Below are 16,742 nucleotides of genomic sequence, written 5' to 3'. Positions count from 1 at the left end.
GGCGCGCGACATCTGACCCACGTGCTCGGCGCCCACATCGTCGCGTCGGCCCGGGTGGGACTCAGTCGCCTTCGACGGGGATGACGTACAGCAGCTCGTACCGATCGGCGGGCACGACGATGTTCGCTGTCTCCACCGGCCGCTCATCGGTCCAGTACGTTCGCTGAATCACCATCACGATGGTGCCCGCGCTCACGTTCATGGCGGCCGACTCGTTCTGCGTGACGGGGCGGGCCGTCACCACCTCGGTCGCCGTCACAATGCGCTGCCCGATCGCCGACATCCGGTCCCGAACGCCCCGGCCGGCGTACGGGCCGCGTTCGGGCAGCATCACCGGTGTGCCGCGCGTCAGCTCCAACGGCTCGTAGGACGTGCTCATCATGACCGGTTCGCCATCGGAGGTGAACACGTAGTCGGTGCGCATCACCGGTGCGTCGGCTGCGATGCGGAGCCGCTCGGCGATGGTCGGCGGGGCGGTCGTGGTCTTGGATTCGCAGGTCCAGTCGGCTTCGTGGCCTTGGGCCTGGATGTCGGCGCGGAAGGGTGAGCCTTCGCGCTGTTCGCGGTACCAGGAGCGAGTAAGCCGGCGGAGCTGTGGACGCTGCCGGACGGTGGGCCGGGCGCCGGTGCGGGTCTCGATGAGTCCTTCGGCCATGAGGACGTCGATCGCTCGGCGTACGACGTTCTCGCTGACATGAAACTGTTCGGCGAGTTGGGCACGTGAGGGAAGCCGTGATCCGGCGACCAGTTCACCGTCGATGATCTGGCGGCGCAAATCGTCCGCAACCCGCAGGTAGAGCAGGTTTTCAGCCGGCACTCCGGTGGCCCCCTCGAAAGTCATCTTTCGATCAAGGCCCATCGTAGGCGAGCCCTTGACATCCTGGAATCCAGCTATGAACCTGGGTTCCAGGTTGGTGACGGAGGGTGAGTCGGGGTGCGCCATGAGTGAGTGGGTGATGGAGGTCGCAGGTTCACCGTCTGTGGTGCCCGGCGTCCGGCACTGGGTGCGTAAGGTCCTCGGCGATCTCTCGGGGGACATCTGCGACCGAATGGAGATCATCGCCAGCGAGTACGCGACGAACTGCGTACGCCATTCGACGGCGGCCGAGGGTGGCAACATCCATCTGCGACTGACCGCCGAAGGGGAGCGGATCCGCCTAGAAGTCCGAGATGAGGGCCCTCGACGGGAGGCTCCAGACCTCTGGGCGGCGGATGAAGCCGCCGACTTCGGTCGCGGCCTGCACATCGTGGCCCAACTCGCCGACGACATGGGCGACGAGGCGTCCAGCGAAGGCCGCTTGGCCTGGGCAGAGGTGAAGGCGTGGCCAACCGAGAGCCGAAGTACTCCGGGATGCATGAGTCCGTCCGCGCTCCCTTGGGTGATGCTCGAGCGCGCCGGCGAGGCCGTACATATCCGAGCGGCGTCGGACGTCACTCTGGCAACGGTCCATCAAGAACAGAATTAAGAGGCGTGAGAATCGGTGCATTCCTTGCAGGATTCGTCAGGCTATTCCGACCCGCACCGGCCCGTGCTTTGGTCGTCGGAGGAACGGCCACCAACCTCCCTGTGGCCCGCTGTGACCCAAGTCCTGCTCAACTTGGCGAGCTGCAGGGTCTGTGCCGTCAGTGGTTAGTGATGTGGTGCTGGTACCGGCGTGAGTACATGGCCATCGCCCGTTTCGACACTCGCGACCCGATCCTGTTCGCCGTGACTCCGCAGCAGTTGGTGTACGCCTGTCGCGCAGCCGAACTGGCGGTGGTGTGAGCTCCTACCTCACATGGTGGGGGCATTCCTCGTCCTGGCCACCGGGAGCATGGCGCTGAATGAGACGGGAACTGAGATGAACGGCGGGTGCAAGGCCGGTCTCTCCACTGTCGGAAGGGAGATACGGCAAGCATGCCGCTGGTTCAGCCGCTGGCTGTGGGAGGTCGCCGTTAGGATTCGGGGCGACCAGACAGGGCGGCGGACGGAAACCATGGCATGCGCTACAACAACGAAGCTGAGATCATGCAGGCGCTTGAGATCGAGTCCTGGAGGAACCTCTCCAAAGACAAGATGATCAGGTTCGCGGCCATGATGCCTGACATGGACACTGAGGTGGCTCTAAAGATCGTTGAGCAGTTCCCCACATTCAAGGAGTTCGCTCGCGACACTGTGGACGCGATGGAGAGAGCCCATGAGTCCACGCTTTCGGCCAACAAGCAAAGCCAGGAGTATGTCCATCAGGCTCTTCAGGAGATCAGGGCGATCCTCAAGGGCGAACTCGACAAAGACGATCTAACTTGGGAACAGCGGAAGTTCATCATCGAGCGCATCCAGGAAACTGGGAGGATGGATTTTCAGAAGGACAGCGAGAACAAGAAGTTCTTGGATGCCGTGTTCAACAAAGCGCTAATCGGTGCTGGTGTCGCGATTGCGCTAGGCGTGGCTTTCGTTGGCGGAAGGCTGGTGGCTGAAAGCAAGGACGGCTCCGAAGATTCCCAAGACCATTAGCTGATGGGCGACGGGCGCCGGCCAGGTTGGTGCGGGGCGGAGACATAGAGCGCGGCCGGGAGCCGTGCCGTGCCGGCGGCCGTCGTCCACATACGGAGCCCGCGCATCGCTGAAGATGGCCTTCGAGCGCATGCACGAAGAGAGACCCTCGCGCACGGCATACCCCCGCGTCCGTTGGCCGTCAGACACGCTGGTGGTCAGGTTGTGCGCTGTCCCGGTGCGCTGACGATCGCGGCGGCGGTGCGAATCGTGAGGTCCTGCAAGACGCCCTTCTTGATGTACCCGGCATCCAGGTTGAGGCTATCGCCAGCCCCTCGGAAGGCGTGGCGTCTGATCGAGATTGCTCTTCCCCCCAGGTAGGCGTAGGACTTCGGGTCGAGCATTGGAGCGGCCGTGCGTGGTGTTCGGCCTCGCGGCTGACCGCGGCCGGTTGGTAGCCGTCGACGACATCTTCTCGCCCAGCCTCTCGGAGTACGGGATGTCCGTGCTGCGATAGACCGGCGAGCGCTGGACCGCCGACGCGGTACCAGCCACGGGCACCGCGTCGCTCTTTAGGGCGGCAGCCATCCCCAGTGGCGGGACCTGGGCCACCGGCGCCGTCGGTGACTCCTAGACCATGCGCCCACTCATCGCTCGCCGAGACTGACAAACGGTGACCGAGGGCGAGGAAGACAAGCGAACTGAGGCGGGCGAATTGGTGCCCCGCTCACGCCCTGCGCCAGGCGCTGAGTAGTTGCTCAGGTCCATAGGCAGCCTGGAGGCCAGAACAGTCGACCCCGTTACGGGAGACCGCCACCAACGCCGCATGGTGAGTCTCCTGCTGGCGATGGTATCGACGTAGATACAATCGCTAGCGATACTATCTCAACGTGATTTCAGGGTGACGCTCTGACACCACGGATCGGGAGAAGCTGAGCCGCCTCGATGCGTGCCGGCGCTGGCTGTACGGAGCCAGCCCAGTCCTGCCGTTTCGCGGCATCGTCGAGTGAGTGGGTACCGCGTCTGGCGCCCAACTAAGACTAGGAAGCGCGTCGGGCCGGTACCCGTGGGGCACCGGCCCGACGTCTTGCCTGGTCAAGCTGGCGGAGGATGCGAGATTCGAACTCGCGAGGGGTTGCCCCCAACACGCTTTCCAAGCGTGCGCCCTAGGCCACTAGGCGAATCCTCCGCCGCAGAGCCTACCGGTTCTTCGGCAGTGCGCGAACCTCGATGACCGCTTCGAGCGGGATCGGGCCGTAGACGTGGGGAAAGACGTCGTCGCCGACGGGCTCGTGGCGGACGTCCAGGCCCGCCGGGTCGATCACGAGGAGGACGAGGTCGTCGAGGTCGGCGTAGAAGGCGCGCCGGACCTTGCGGACCTGCTCGTCGTCGCGGGAGGCGTGGATGAAGCCTTCCTCGGCCAGCGTACGGCCGCGGGTCGACACGTCGTACGGGCGGCCGGCGTCCCGTGCGGCCTCCCAGTCGGCCCGTTCGGCGATGTGGAAGATGGGTGCGGGCGTGTCCTCGGAATCGCTCGACATGAAGCCGAGCGTACGGGCCGAACCCGTGCGCCGGATGCCATAGACTCGGAGCAGACCCCTCGCACGGCGTCCATCCTGTGAACCTCCCCAGGGCCGGAAGGCAGCAAGGATAAGCAGGCTCTGACGGGTGTGCGGGGGGTCCTCTGCTTTTCGACGAGGACGGACCCCCATGAGTCTGGCTCTGTACCGCAAGTACCGGCCAGCGACGTTCGCCGAGCTCAAGGGGCAGGAGCACGTCGCCGAGCCGCTGCAGCAGGCGTTGCGCAACGGGCGCATCCACCACGCGTACCTCTTCAGCGGGCCGCGGGGCTGTGGCAAGACGTCGAGCGCGCGCATCCTCGCCCGCTCGCTGAACTGCGAGAAGGGCCCGACTCCCGAGCCGTGCGGCGAGTGTGAGTCCTGTGCGGCGCTGGGACCGTCCGGAGCCGGCCACATCGACGTGATCGAGATCGACGCCGCGTCGCACGGTGGTGTGGACGACGCCCGTGACCTGCGGGAGCGCGCGTTCTTCGCGCCCGTGGCGGCGCGCTACAAGATCTACATCATCGACGAGGCGCACATGGTGACCCGTGAGGGGTTCAACGCGCTGCTGAAGCTCGTCGAGGAGCCGCCTCCGCACCTGAAGTTCATCTTCGCGACGACCGAGCCCGAGAAGGTGATCGGGACGATCCGGTCGCGTACGCATCACTACCCGTTCCGGCTGATCCCGCCGGGCACCCTCCGCGAGCTGCTCGAGGACATCCTTCAGAAGGAGGGCGTGCCGTACGAGCCGGCCGCGATTCCGCTGGTCGTTCGGGCCGGTGCCGGGTCCGCGCGTGACTCCGAGTCGATCCTGGACCAGTTGCTGGCGGGCGCGGGCGAGGAGGGCATCACGTACGCCCGCGCGGTGTCCCTGCTGGGCTACACCGACTCGTCGCTGCTCGACCAGGTCGTCGACGCGGTGGCGTCCCGGGACGGGGCGGCGGTGTTCGCGGCGATCGACCGGGTGATGGAGGGCGGGCAGGACCCGCGGCGGTTCGCCGCCGACCTGCTGGAGCGCTTCCGTGATCTCGTCATCCTGTCGAACGTCCCCGACTCCGGTGCGACGGGCCTGCTGAACGTGCCGCCGGACGAGCTCGAGCGGATGCAGGCGCAGGCGTCCCGGCTCGGCCCGGCGGAGCTGACGCGCGCCGCCGACCTGCTGCACACCGGCCTTACGGAGATGCGCGGGGCGACGTCGCCGCGGCTGCTGCTCGAGCTGATCGGTGCCCGGATCCTGCTGCCGGCGGCGTACGAGGACGAAGCCTCGCTGCTGACCCGCCTGGAGCGGCTGGAGCGCCGCGTCGCCCTCGGCGGTGGCCAGGCGGCGGCCCCGGCTCCGGCCGTCTCGGCGCCGCCGCCCTCCGTCGCCCAGCACGCGCAGCCGGCCGCGCCGCACAGTCCTGCGCCGCGGGCGGAGGTTCCGGAGCCCGCCCGGCCGCAGCCGCCGGCCCCGTCCGCCGCCCAGGCGCCGTCCGCCCCTCAGGCGAGGGCCGCGCAGCGGGAGGAGCCGTCCGGCGGCGCTCCCGGTGGGGACTGGCCCGTACCGGCGCGTACGTCCGGGGCGGCTCCGGCCCCGGGCCGGGCGTCCGCCGCCGACTGGCCGACGCCGTCCACCGCGCAGTCGTCCGGCTCCTCCGTGCCGTCGTCCTCCTCCGTACCGTCGTCCGGCCCTACGCCGTCTCCCGCCGTGTCGGCGGGCGGGGGGTCCGGGGCGGGTGCGCCGGCCGGTGGGGTGGACGTGGGCGCGATCCGGCGGATGTGGGTGGACATCCTGGAGGCGGTCAAGCAGCGGAGCAAGGTCGCGTGGATCCTCATGGAGGGCGTGGAGGTCGCGTCGCTCGAAGGCCAGGTGCTCACGCTCGCGTTCGCCAACGACGGTAAGCGGCGGGGGTTCACGACCGGGGGCAAGGACGCCGTCCTGCGGGACGCGCTGAAGGAGGTCCTCGGCGTCGACTGGCGCATCGACGCGGTCCTCGCCGGGGGGTCGGGTCAGGCCGCGCGGTCCGCGTCGCCGCCCCCGGACCCGGGCGGCTGGGGTGCTCCGGCGGCTCCGGCCCGCGAGCCTCGTACGACGCCGTCGCCGCAGTCGGCACCGGTCCCCGCGCCGCCGCCGAGCCCGGTTCCGCCGCCGCCCGAGCCCGTGGACGAGGCGGACGAGGTCGATCCGGAAGGGGACGCGGACGCGGGGAGCGAGGCCGCGCTGACCGGGATGGCCCTGATCGAGCAGGTTCTGGGCGGAAAGGTGATCCAGGAGTTCGACAACACCTGACGTCCCGGCGAAAAGCTCGGTAACGGCAGGGTCATCCCGCCGGAAACAGGGCATACTCCTGCGCCGATCGGCGGCGTCACCGAGTGCTCCGTACGCGGCTCGCCGCCCGGTCAGGGGTGTTATGGGACGGCGGTACCGGTTGCCCGGAGCCGCATACCGGATCGGGGACGAACCCCGTAGTCTCGTCTCAACGGACGATCGAATAAGGAGAGCACCGTGGAACCCGGTGGCCAGCCGAATATCCAGCAGATGCTGCAGCAGGCGCAGCGCATGCAGGAACAGTTCATCAGCCTGCAGCGCGAACTCGCCGAGACGGAGATCCAGGGGACCGCCGGCGGCGGATTGGTCACCGCGACCCTCAACGGACAGAACGAGGTCGTCAAGATCGTCATCGATCCGGCCGCCATCGACCCGGGAGACCCGGCGGAGACCGCGGAGACCCTCGCGGACCTGGTCGTCGCGGCGATCAACAACGCGTCGCAAGAGGCCCAGAACCTCGCGCAGCAGAAGATGGGACCATTGGCCGAGGGGCTGGGCGGCGGCCTGGGCCTGCCCGGTATGTGACCTGAGGCGGCGGATCCACCCCACGATCGTGGACCCGCCCTGTGCCGTCGTGCGGGCGCGCTTCGATCGGGAGGTCTCGGAGTGCGCCTGGGACGTCACTCCTGGCGGCCTGTGCCGCGTCGAGGAGCGTCCACCCGCTGTGAGCGGCCTCCACGAGAACGTCCAGTCATGATGGCGCTCCCGGTGCCGGTGAGCGCGTCGACGAGGAGAAGGGAGGGGCCGTGTACGAAGGGGTTGTCCAGAACCTCATCGACGAGCTGGGCAGGCTGCCCGGCGTCGGGCCGAAGAGCGCACAGCGGATCGCCTTCCACCTGCTCGCCGCGGATCCCGCCGACGTCACGCGGTTGACCGAGGCGCTGCGGGAGGTCAAGGACAAGGTCCGCTTCTGCAGCGTCTGCGGGAACGTCGCCGAGGCCGAGCAGTGCCGGATCTGCCGCGACGCCCGCCGCGACACCCACGTGATCTGCGTGGTCGAGGAGCCGAAGGACGTCGTCGCGATCGAGAAGACGCGGGAATTCCGCGGGCGCTACCACGTGCTCGGCGGAGCGATCAGCCCCATCGAGGGTGTCGGCCCGGACGACCTGCGTATCCGGGAGCTCATGCAGCGCCTCGCCGACGGTGAGGTGACCGAGCTGATCCTGGCGACCGACCCGAACCTGGAGGGCGAGGCGACCGCCACCTATCTCGCCCGGCTTGTGAAACCGATGGGTCTCACCGTCACCCGGTTGGCCAGCGGGCTGCCGGTGGGAGGCGACCTGGAATACGCCGACGAGGTCACGCTCGGTCGCGCGTTCGAAGGACGGAGACTGCTCGATGTCTGAGAACAGCATCGCTGAGAACAGCAATTCTGAACACAGCTGGCTGACGCTCGCCGACCGTGTGGCGAAGCACGCCCACAACTACCTGACCGGCCTGAACGCCGTGGCGACGGGTGAGGCCGGTGGGCACACGGTGCCGCTGTTGCTGCTCGAGGTGTCGCAGATCGCGGTGGCCGGGGCCCAGCTCGGTGCCAGCACCGACGTGATCCTGCCGGACAACTGGGAGCCGGACGTCGGGGAGGACCCGGATCTGGACATGATCCGGCAGGGGCTGGCCGAGCGACTGACCGCCGTTGACGAGTACGCCGAGGTCTTCGACCCGTACAAGGACGCCGAGCCCACCGTTTACCGCCTGTCGGACGACCTGGTGGACGTGGCGAGCGACCTGGTGCACGGGCTTCGTCACTACGACGCGGACCGTAAGCTCGAGGCGCTGTGGTGGTGGCAGTACAGCTACTTCAACCACTGGGGCAACCATGCCGGGGCGGCGCTGCGCGCGCTGTACGCCGTCTCGGCGAGCGCCCGGCTGGACGTCATGGAGGAGCCCGTCGAGCCCGTCGCGGGCTGAGCCCCGGGTCCGGCGGCCGGCCGCCGGGGCTCCATGGTGAGCCTCCCGGGGCCGGCGGCCGGTCGTCGGGTCGCCGGCTCTCGTGAAGGGTCTTCCGGGGCGGTTTCGCGCCGGAGGCGAGGGGCGGGCCGTCCAGGTCCGTCCCGGATCTCGCGGCGACGGGGGCGTTCCGCGCAAGGTTTCCCGGGCGTTACACGACTTTCCGGAAATCTCGCATAGCGGGACAATTCTCTCGGAGTATCGCGTTGACCTCGGTAGACTCGGCGTTCGACTGCCTGATCCCGATCCGAGGAGTGCACACGCGTGGCCCTAGTCGTGCAGAAGTACGGTGGCTCCTCCGTCGCCGACGCTGAGAGCATCAAGCGCGTCGCCCAGCGCATCGTCTCCACCAAGCAGGAGGGACACCACGTCGTCGTGGTGGTGTCCGCCATGGGCGACACGACGGACGAGCTCGTCGATCTCGCCAACCAGGTCAGCCCCCTTCCGCCCGCGCGTGAGCTCGACATGCTGCTCACCTCCGGCGAGCGGATCTCCATGGCGCTGCTCGCCATGGCCATCGCCAACCTCGGACACGAGGCGCGGTCCTTCACCGGCTCCCAGGCCGGGGTGATCACGGACGGCACGCACGGCAAGGCGCGCATCATCGACGTGACGCCCAGCCGTCTCCGCGACGCGATCGACGAGGGCTCGATCGCGATCGTCGCCGGCTTCCAGGGCGTCTCCCAGGATTCCAAGGACATCACGACGCTCGGCCGGGGCGGGTCCGACACGACGGCGGTGGCGCTGGCCGCCGCCCTCGACGCGGACGTCTGCGAGATCTACACGGACGTCGACGGGATCTTCACCGCCGACCCGCGGATCGTCCCGGCGGCGCGCCGCATCCCGGACATCTCCTACGAGGAGATGATGGAGATGGCGGCGTGCGGCGCGAAGATCCTGCACCTGCGCTGCGTGGAGTACGCCCGGCGGTACGGCATGCCGATCCACGTGCGGTCGTCGTTCAGCAACAAGACCGGCACCTGGGTCAAGACCAGCATCGAGGGAAACCAGATGGAACAAGCGATCATCTCCGGCGTCGCACACGACCGGAGCGAAGCCAAGATCACCGTGGTCGGGGTGCCCGACAAGGTCGGCGAGGCCGCGACGATCTTCTCGACGCTGGCCGACGCCGAGATCAACATCGACATGATCGTGCAGAACATCTCGGCCGCGGCGACGAACCGTACGGACATCTCCTTCACGCTGCCGCGCGCGGACGGCCAGGCCGCGATCAAGGCCCTCAACAAGATCAAGGACCAGATCGGGTTCGACTCGCTCCGCTACGACGACCAGATCGGCAAGGTCTCGCTGATCGGCGCGGGCATGCGCTCCCACCCGGGCGTCACCGCCAAGTTCTTCGGCTCGATCGCCGACGCGGGCGTCAACATTGAGATGATCTCCACCTCGGAGATCCGCATCTCGGTGGTCGTCGACCAGGACGACGTGGACGCCGCCGTCACCGCCGCCCACCGCGCGTTCGACCTGGACGCGGACCAGGTGGAGGCCGTCGTCTACGGAGGTACCGGCCGATGAGCCGCAAGCCCACCCTCGCCCTCGTCGGGGCCACCGGTGCCGTCGGCACCGTCATGCGGGAGATCGTGTCGTCCCGTGAGGACGTCTACGGCGAGATCCGCCTCGTCGCCTCCGCGCGGTCCGCCGGGAAGCGGCTGCCCGTACGCGGCGAGGAGCTCGTCGTGCAGGAGCTGACCGCCGAGGTGTTCGACGGCGTCGACATCGCCATGTTCGACGTGCCGGACGAGGTGTCGAAGGTCTGGGTGCCGATCGCGGCCGAGCGCGGCGCGATCGTCGTGGACAAGTCCGGCGCGTTCCGCATGGAGCCGGACGTCCCGCTCGTCGTCCCCGAGGTGAACCCCGAGGCCGTACGGAACCGGCCGCGGAACATCATCTCGACGCCGAACTGCACCACCCTGTCGATGATGGCCGCGATGGGCGCGCTGCACGCGGAGTACGGCCTGGACTCCCTCGTCGTCGCCTCGTACCAGGCGGTGTCCGGGGCGGGCGTGGCCGGTTCGGAGCGCCTGTACGCGGAGATCGAGGCGGTCGCCGGCGACCGTACGCTCGGCCAGACCGCGGGCGACGTGCGCAAGGCGATCCAGAACCGCCTCGGCGAGGCCGAGTCGCCGTTCCCGGCGCCGATGGCGCTCAACGTCGTGCCCTGGGCCGGGTCGCTCAAGGAGGGCGGCTGGGCGTCGGAGGAGCTCAAGCTCCGCAACGAGTCCCGCAAGATCCTGGGCATCCCCGACCTGAAGGTCTCCGCCACCTGCGTACGGGTGCCGGTGATCACGACGCACTCGCTGGCCGTGCACGCGACGTTCCAGCGGCCGGTCACGGTGGAGGGCGCGCGCTCGATCCTGGACGCCGCCCCGACCGTCGTCGTCATGGACGACCCGGCGAACGGCGTGTTCCCGACGCCCGCCGACGTGGTCGGCACGGACCCGACGTACGTCGGCCGGATCCGCCAGGCGATCGATTTCCCGAACACCCTCGACCTGTTCGTCTGCGGCGACAACCTGCGCAAGGGCGCCGCGCTGAACGCCGCGGAGATCGCCGAGCTGGTCGCCGCCGAGTTCTGATCGACCCGAGACGTCCCGGCGGTGCGGCGCACCGCCGGGACGCTCATGTTTCACGGGAAACCTAGTCGTCCGCGTCGTCGTCATCCATCCCGGGAACGCCCGGAACGCCGGGGGCGCCGCGGTCCGAGACGTCCGGCCCGGGCGCACCCGGCAGGCGGCCGGGTGCGTGGCCGGCTCCCGGCCTCTCCAGGTCCGTCCCGGGCCTGTCCTCGCCCCGTACGGGATCCCGGCCGGGTGACGGTCTGGTGTCCTTGCGGCCGGCCAGGGAGTCCGGTACGCCGCCGAACGTGATGTCCCAGTGCGACCGCTCACGGGCGAACGTCACCGGCCCCGGCGCCCGGTACTGCGCCGCACCGTCGCCCCGCGTGGGGAGGCGATCGAAGTGCTGCGGGATGTACCTGTCGAGGCACCGGTTGGGCAGCAGGTCGAGCTTGTAGCCCGCGCCGTGGCTGTAGCGTCCCGCCGCGTGTCCCGCCTCGGTGCCGCCGGAGACGGTCAGGTGGCAGTGGCTGGCCTCCTTCAGCGCCAGCAGCCCGGCGAACGTCGACGCCCGCAGCCCCTCGAACGAGGTGCAGCGCGAGTCACGCCGCCGGGAGCAGTGCCCGCTGGAGACCCAGCGGACTCCCACCGCCCGCAGCAGCGCCCCGGCCAGCCGCTGGTGCAGCAGGCCGGGTTCCGACGTCGGCGTGTGGGTGCGCGCCACGGCCGTACCGGTCATTAACGTGCAGAACCCCGCGGCGCAGCCGGCAATGACGGCGGTGCGTATCGACATGTAGCCCTCCCGTACTGTCGCATGCGCCAGTCGCAGCATTGATCGCGCCGGCCGCGACACTCCGGCAAGGGACGCGCCACTTGCCGGAATCCACACCCAGTTCTGGCCTGTGGATGACGGACCCGGATGGTCCTCGGAGGGTCGTACAGTGTCGCGTGTGGCCACTCCGACCAAGTCCGAGCAGACGAGAGATCTGATCGCGAAGACCGCTCTGCGGCTGTTCCGCGAGCGTGGCTACGAGGCGACGACGATGCGGGCGATCGCCGCCGAGGCCGGCGTGTCCGTCGGCAACGCCTACTACTACTTCTCCTCGAAGGAAGAGCTGATCCAGCTCTACTACGAGCACTCCCAGGACGACCATACCGAGGCGTGCCGGGCCGTGCTGGCGCGGGAGCGGGAGTTCCGCGCGCGGTTGCTCGGAGTGATGCGGGCCCGCATCGACACGCTCCAGCCGTACAAGGAGTTCGCGGGGAAGTTCTTCAAGTACGCGGCGGAGCCGACCAGCCCGCTCAGCCCGTTCAGCAAGGAGTCGGCGCCGATCCGCGAGGCCGCGGTCGCCGTCTACCGCGAGGTCGTGGACGGCTCCACGCTCAAGGCCGACGCGGAGATCCGCGCCGACCTGCCCGAGCTGCTGTGGCTCTACTCCATGGGCGTGATCCTGCACTGGGTGTACGACGGCTCGCCGGACGCGGCCAAGACCTACCGGCTGATCGAGCGCACGGTCCCGCTGATCGACCGCCTCGTCGGCCTCGCCCGGGTGCCCGGCATGCGGGGCGTCGTGCGGGACGCCCTGGCGACCTACCGCGACCTGCGGCGGTGACGTCGGCTGCCCATCGCGACCTGCGGCGGCGTGGGCGGCCGCCCACGCCACCGCCTCGCTCCGCGGCTCGGGGCCGGGTCGCGTGACGTGGGCCCGCAGGGTTCCCGGGCGGGCCCGGGGCTCAGGTCAGGTCGAGGTGCTTGCGGGCGAAGTCGATGGTCGCGGCGACCTGGCGGATGCGCTCCTCCACCACCAGGGAGCCGTGCCCGGCGTCGTACCGGTAGACCTCGTGCTCCTTGCCCAGCTCCCGGAGACGGGCCAGGTAGTTGTCGATCTGGCGGATCGGGCAGCGCGGGTCGTTCTCCCCGGCCATGACCAGCACCGGGGCGGTGACCCGGTCGACGTACGTGATCGGGGAGGACGCCTCGTACCGCTCGGGCACCTCGGCCGGTGAGCCGCCGAACAGCGACCGGTCGAACGCCTGCAGCGCCTCCATCTCGTCCTCGTACGCCGCGACGTAGTCGGCGACCGGGACGATGCCGATCGCGGCCGTCCAGTCGCCGGGCTGGACCCCGATGCCGAGCAGGGTGATGAACCCGCCCCACGAGCCGCCGGTGAGCACGAGCCTCGCCGGGTCGGCGAGACCGGAGGAGACCGCCCAGTCGCGGACGGCCTTGATGTCCTCCAGCTCGGTCAGCCCGGGGCGGCCCTCGATGGCGTCGCGCCAGGCGCTGCCGTAGCCGGTGGACCCGCGGTAGTTGACGCGGACGACGGCGAACCCGTGGTCCACCCACGCCGCGGCGTCCGGCGAGAACGAGTCGGCGTCGTAGGCGGTCGGTCCGCCGTGGACGTCGAAGACCGTCGGGTACGGGCCCGGCCCCTCCGGCTTGCAGATCAGGGCGTGGATGTCCCCGCCCGGGCCGGGCACCCAGGCGTCCTCGACCGGGACGGACCCGGGCGCGGGCGGGCCCGGCGGGGTCAGCACGACCTCGCCGCTCGTGGACCGGATCACCGGCGGCGACGCCGACGACGACCAGGAGAACTCGACGGTGCCGTCCGGGCGCGCGGTGGCGCCGCCGATCACGCCGCGCGGCGTGTCGATCCTGGTCAGCTCGCCGCTCGCCAGGTCGTACCGGTAGAGCTCGTCGCGAGCGTGGTGGGAGTGCGAGATCAGCAGCGCGGACCCGTCGGGGTACCAGTCCGCGCCGATCTCACCGGGCAGGTCCAGGGTGATCTCCTGGACACCGCCGCTCACCGGGTCCCACAGCAGCGGCTCGGGCTTGCCACGGCGCTCATGCTCGACGAGCAGCCGCTGGTCGCCGGGGACGGGCGAGAACGCCAGCCCGCCGAGCCCCTTGCCCGGGCCGTCCCACAGGTCGGCGACGGTCTCCCCGTCGGTCCGGACGATCCGCAGCGCCATGTGCCGGCTGTCGCCGTGCTCGCTGTGGTTGATCGCGATGAGCGACTCGTCCTTGGACAGGCCGACGGCGTACGCGTCCTCGGCGTGCGAGTACAGGACGTACGGGTCGGCCCCCGGGCGGGACACGTGGATGGTCGTGCCGCCGTCCGTGGACCGACCGACGACGGCGAGGCCGCTGGAGCCCACCGACAGCCCGGCGGGGTAGGACGGCTCCAGGCCGGGAACGGCGGGCTCGTCCGGCCCGCCGCCGAACGGCAGGCGCCGCCACACCCCGAACTCGTCGCCGTCGGTGTCGGAGAACCACCAGATCCACTCGCCGGTCGGATCGACGCCGCCCATCCAGGTGCCGTTCGGCCGGTCGGTGACCTGCCGGCGGTCGCCCGTCGTGCGGTCCCAGGCGTAGATCTCCCACGTGCCCGTGGCGTTCGAGCGGTACACCGAGCGGTGCGGCGCGTCGTGCGCCCAGCCGGGCAGGCTCACCCGAGCGGCCCGGAAGCGGGCCTTCCAGCGTTCGTCGTCACCCATGGGTCAAGTGTGTCAGTCCGTCTGCGGTCCCGGTCGTACGGACTGCAGGCGAAGCCGCGCGGCGGACTTGGTGCCGTACGCCCAGTCGAGCATCTTCGCGGCGTCCTTGAAGCGACGGTTCGGGTCGGTGGTCGTGCTGTTCAGGACGAGGCCGTAGATCGTACGGCCGCCGCGCTTGGCCGCGAACAGCAGGCAGTACCCGGCGCCGTCGGTGTGGCCGGTCTTGATGCCGATCGTGCCGCTGTAGGAGCCGAGGAGCAGGTTGGTGTTGGTCCAGGTGTAGGCGTGGTGGTGGCTGGTCTTGGACAGCTTGTACGTCTTCGCGGCCACGACCGACCGGAACGTCGAGCTCGCCATCGCCTTCTTCGCCAGCTTGATGACGTTGCTCGGCGTGGAGTACCCCTCCTTGTGGGAGGAGGTCGGCAGCCCGTCGGCCGTCCGGAAGTAGGTGCTCGTCATGCCGAGCGACTTGGCGGTCTTGTTCATCTTGGCGATGAACTTCGTCTGCCCGGGGCCGTACACGTCGGCGAGGGCGTACGCCGCGTCGCAGCCGGAGGGCAGCATCATGGCGGTCAGCAGCTGCCGGACGGTCACCTTGTCGCCGGCCTTCAGGTAGGCGGACGAGGCGTCGTTGTTCTTGACGTGGTCGACGTAGGACTTCTTGATGGTGACCGTGCGGTCGAGGTGGCCGGCGCGGATCACGACGAGCGCGGTCATGACCTTGGTCATGCTGCCGATGGGGCGCTTCGTCGTCGTCGCGCGGCCCCAGAGCTTCTTGCCCTTGGACGCGTCGTAGATGTAGGCGCCCTTCGCCGAGACGCCGGACGGCGCGGAGGCGGCGGCCGTGACGGCGGGTGCGGTCCCGGGCGACGGCGTGGCCGCGAAGGCGCCCGGGGCGGTGAGGGGAAGGGAGGAGATCAGGGCCCCCGCGGCGGTGGCGGCGGCCAGGCGCGCGCTGAAATGCATGCGGACTCCTGGTGTGATTGGGGGGAAAGGAGCATGCTCGCAGTCGCTGCACTCAAGCCGCAAATGGGACGCAGGGGACTCGAAGGCCGGATCCGGTCAGTCGTTACGGTAGGCGACACCTGTTCCGCCCCTCATCGGGATGTTCGGGGCGTCGCGTCGTACCGTTGAGGAGTGACGCCGAGATCCTCGACAGAGCTCGCGCTGAGGCCCGAGGGCACCGGCGACGAGGAGGTCACTCACGGCTACCCGCCGCCCGCCCGGCCCGCCGGGACCACGGTGGTCGCCTACTGCGGCGCGGTCATGACCGTGCGCGGAGAGTCCACGTCCGCGCCTCCCCCGGACACCTGCGCCGAGTGCGCGAAGATCTGGCGACGCCGTCGCCGTCGCCGTTCCCGCTGACCGCACGGCACGCGGGCGTGCATGCTGGGGATCATGAATCCCGAACTCACACTGATGGCCGTGCACGCCCACCCGGATGACGAGGTGCTCGGCACGGGCGGTGTCTTCGCGCGGTACGCCGAGGAGGGCGTCCGTACGGTCCTCGTGACCTGTACGAACGGGGAGCAGGGCGACGGACCCGGCGGGGTCAAGCCCGGCGAGTCGGGGCACGACCTGGCCGAGGTGAGCCGTCTGCGGCTCGAGGAGCTCAGGGAGTCCGTCACCCACCTGGCCATCGACCACGTCGAACTGCTCGGCTACCCCGACTCGGGAATGGCGGGCTGGGAGGCCAACGCCGACGCCCGGGTGTTCGCCAACGTCCCCCTGGAGGAGTCGGCCGGCCGGCTCGCCGAACTGATGGAGAGGTACCGCCCCCAGGTCGTGGTGACCTACGACGAGAACGGCAACTACGGGCACCCCGACCACATCCAGGCCCACCGGATCGCGGTCGCCGCCGCGGAAAGGACGGGCATCCCCCGCAAGTTCTATTACAGCGCCGTCCCCCGGTCCTTCCTCACCGAGATGATGGACCACCTGCGCGGCACCGGTGTCGACATGGGTGAGTTCGAGGTCCCGGAGGACTTCGGGACGCCGGACGAGGAGATCACCACCGTCGTGGAGGTCTCCGCGTACTTCGAGCGCAAGATCAAGGCGCTGAAGGCCCATGCCAGCCAGGCCGACACCGGCTTCACGCTGGGCCTGCCCGACGAGGTGCAGCGCCGGATGCTCGGCCGCGAGACCTTCCTGCGCCGCTTCAGCACCGTTCCCGCCCCCGATCTGGAGGACGACCTGTTCGTCGGCCTCCGCTGACCACGGGCCCGGACCTCGCCGGTGGCGCTGATCCGGCACCGGACCGCGCCGGTGCCGCGGACCCGGCGCCGGACCGCGCCCGTGACGCGGAGCCGGCGCCGGACGCCGCCGGTGCCGGGGCCCGGTGCCGGATGCCGCCGGCGGCCGGGCCCTGACACCGAGAT

Annotated in this window: 17 protein-coding genes, 1 tRNA gene and 1 other RNA gene; 12 read left to right on the top strand and 7 right to left on the bottom strand. The window is 69.7% G+C overall.

Going from position 1 to position 16,742, the window contains the following annotated elements; translation table 11 throughout:
* Positions 1-61 precede the first annotated feature (61 nt).
* Positions 62-943, bottom strand: a complete 882-nt coding sequence (locus NE235_RS10070) for a GntR family transcriptional regulator (RefSeq protein WP_252801080.1) — start codon at positions 941-943, stop codon at positions 62-64.
* Here NE235_RS10070 and NE235_RS10065 point away from each other — a divergent pair.
* Together NE235_RS10065 and NE235_RS10060 are read left to right on the top strand one after the other, a co-directional pair.
* Entirely contained in the window at positions 942-1,466 is a 525-nt protein-coding gene (locus NE235_RS10065; RefSeq protein WP_252801078.1) for an ATP-binding protein, read from the top strand. The two genes, NE235_RS10070 and NE235_RS10065, sit on opposite strands and share 2 nt — an antisense overlap.
* Positions 1,467-1,981: 515 nt before the next feature.
* Positions 1,982-2,494: a hypothetical protein gene (locus NE235_RS10060; RefSeq protein ID WP_252801076.1), complete on the top strand. Its 513-nt coding sequence runs from the start codon at positions 1,982-1,984 to the stop codon at positions 2,492-2,494.
* A 197-nt stretch (positions 2,495-2,691) separates the two neighbouring features.
* Here the strand turns inward: NE235_RS10060 and NE235_RS10055 are convergent, their stop codons facing one another.
* The 3 genes from NE235_RS10055 to NE235_RS10045 form a co-directional block, all read right to left on the bottom strand.
* Entirely contained in the window at positions 2,692-2,877 is a 186-nt protein-coding gene (locus tag NE235_RS10055; RefSeq protein ID WP_252801074.1) for a hypothetical protein, read from the bottom strand.
* A gap of 697 nt (positions 2,878-3,574) precedes the next feature.
* Positions 3,575-3,662, bottom strand: a tRNA-Ser gene (locus NE235_RS10050).
* A gap of 10 nt (positions 3,663-3,672) precedes the next feature.
* Positions 3,673-4,014, bottom strand: coding sequence for a DUF952 domain-containing protein (locus NE235_RS10045; protein ID WP_252801072.1), 342 nt, complete (start codon positions 4,012-4,014; stop codon positions 3,673-3,675).
* A gap of 50 nt (positions 4,015-4,064) precedes the next feature.
* On the opposite strand from NE235_RS10045, the gene ffs reads away from it, so the two are divergent.
* From ffs to NE235_RS10010, 7 genes are all read left to right on the top strand, one after another.
* An RNA gene (ffs, locus tag NE235_RS10040) (signal recognition particle sRNA small type) lies at positions 4,065-4,161 on the top strand.
* A 22-nt stretch (positions 4,162-4,183) separates the two neighbouring features.
* The gene (locus NE235_RS10035; protein ID WP_252801070.1) at positions 4,184-6,304 is read left to right on the top strand and encodes a DNA polymerase III subunit gamma and tau; all 2,121 of its coding nucleotides are present in this window, start codon (positions 4,184-4,186) and stop codon (positions 6,302-6,304) included.
* Positions 6,305-6,520: 216 nt separating this feature from the next.
* On the top strand, positions 6,521-6,868 hold the full coding sequence (locus NE235_RS10030; RefSeq protein WP_252801069.1) for a YbaB/EbfC family nucleoid-associated protein: 348 nt from the start codon (positions 6,521-6,523) through the stop codon (positions 6,866-6,868).
* A gap of 221 nt (positions 6,869-7,089) precedes the next feature.
* Positions 7,090-7,689 (top strand): recombination mediator RecR, encoded by a 600-nt coding sequence (gene recR, locus NE235_RS10025; protein WP_252781197.1) that lies wholly within the window; start codon positions 7,090-7,092, stop codon positions 7,687-7,689.
* On the top strand, positions 7,682-8,254 hold the full coding sequence (locus NE235_RS10020) for a DUF5063 domain-containing protein (protein ID WP_252801066.1): 573 nt from the start codon (positions 7,682-7,684) through the stop codon (positions 8,252-8,254). Before recR ends, NE235_RS10020 begins: the two co-directional genes overlap by 8 nt.
* Positions 8,255-8,557: 303 nt before the next feature.
* Positions 8,558-9,826 carry an aspartate kinase gene (locus NE235_RS10015; protein ID WP_252801064.1) on the top strand — a complete coding sequence of 423 codons (1,269 nt, stop codon included), beginning with the start codon at positions 8,558-8,560 and terminating at the stop codon, positions 9,824-9,826.
* Positions 9,823-10,887 (top strand): aspartate-semialdehyde dehydrogenase, encoded by a 1,065-nt coding sequence (locus NE235_RS10010; RefSeq protein ID WP_252801062.1) that lies wholly within the window; start codon positions 9,823-9,825, stop codon positions 10,885-10,887. Before NE235_RS10015 ends, NE235_RS10010 begins: the two co-directional genes overlap by 4 nt.
* A 61-nt stretch (positions 10,888-10,948) precedes the next feature.
* Here NE235_RS10010 and NE235_RS10005 read toward each other — a convergent pair whose 3' ends face one another.
* Positions 10,949-11,659, bottom strand: coding sequence for a hypothetical protein (locus tag NE235_RS10005; protein WP_252801060.1), 711 nt, complete (start codon positions 11,657-11,659; stop codon positions 10,949-10,951).
* Positions 11,660-11,816: 157 nt separating this feature from the next.
* Here NE235_RS10005 and NE235_RS10000 point away from each other — a divergent pair, with 157 nt between their 5' ends.
* Positions 11,817-12,479 (top strand): TetR/AcrR family transcriptional regulator, encoded by a 663-nt coding sequence (locus tag NE235_RS10000; RefSeq protein ID WP_252801059.1) that lies wholly within the window; start codon positions 11,817-11,819, stop codon positions 12,477-12,479.
* Between the two features lie 121 nt (positions 12,480-12,600).
* On the opposite strand, the gene NE235_RS09995 is transcribed toward NE235_RS10000, so the two are convergent.
* Both NE235_RS09995 and NE235_RS09990 read right to left on the bottom strand, forming a co-directional pair.
* On the bottom strand, positions 12,601-14,364 hold the full coding sequence (locus tag NE235_RS09995; protein ID WP_252801057.1) for a S9 family peptidase: 1,764 nt from the start codon (positions 14,362-14,364) through the stop codon (positions 12,601-12,603).
* A gap of 12 nt (positions 14,365-14,376) precedes the next feature.
* Positions 14,377-15,330 carry a D-alanyl-D-alanine carboxypeptidase family protein gene (locus NE235_RS09990; protein ID WP_252801053.1) on the bottom strand — a complete coding sequence of 318 codons (954 nt, stop codon included), beginning with the start codon at positions 15,328-15,330 and terminating at the stop codon, positions 14,377-14,379.
* A gap of 171 nt (positions 15,331-15,501) precedes the next feature.
* On the opposite strand from NE235_RS09990, the gene NE235_RS09985 reads away from it, so the two are divergent.
* Both NE235_RS09985 and NE235_RS09980 read left to right on the top strand, forming a co-directional pair.
* Positions 15,502-15,729, top strand: coding sequence for a hypothetical protein (locus tag NE235_RS09985; RefSeq protein WP_252801051.1), 228 nt, complete (start codon positions 15,502-15,504; stop codon positions 15,727-15,729).
* Between the two features lie 33 nt (positions 15,730-15,762).
* Complete coding sequence (locus tag NE235_RS09980) at positions 15,763-16,578, top strand: PIG-L family deacetylase (RefSeq protein ID WP_252801050.1); 816 nt, start codon at positions 15,763-15,765, stop codon at positions 16,576-16,578.
* The last annotated feature ends 164 nt before the right edge of the window (positions 16,579-16,742 follow it).

It is taken from the genome of Actinoallomurus spadix, assembly GCF_024055725.1.
Taxonomy (GTDB): Bacteria; Actinomycetota; Actinomycetes; order Streptosporangiales; family Streptosporangiaceae; genus Actinoallomurus; species Actinoallomurus spadix.
The sequence above is the reverse complement of the archived record's forward strand: the minus strand, read 5'-3'. Positions and strand labels throughout refer to the sequence as shown.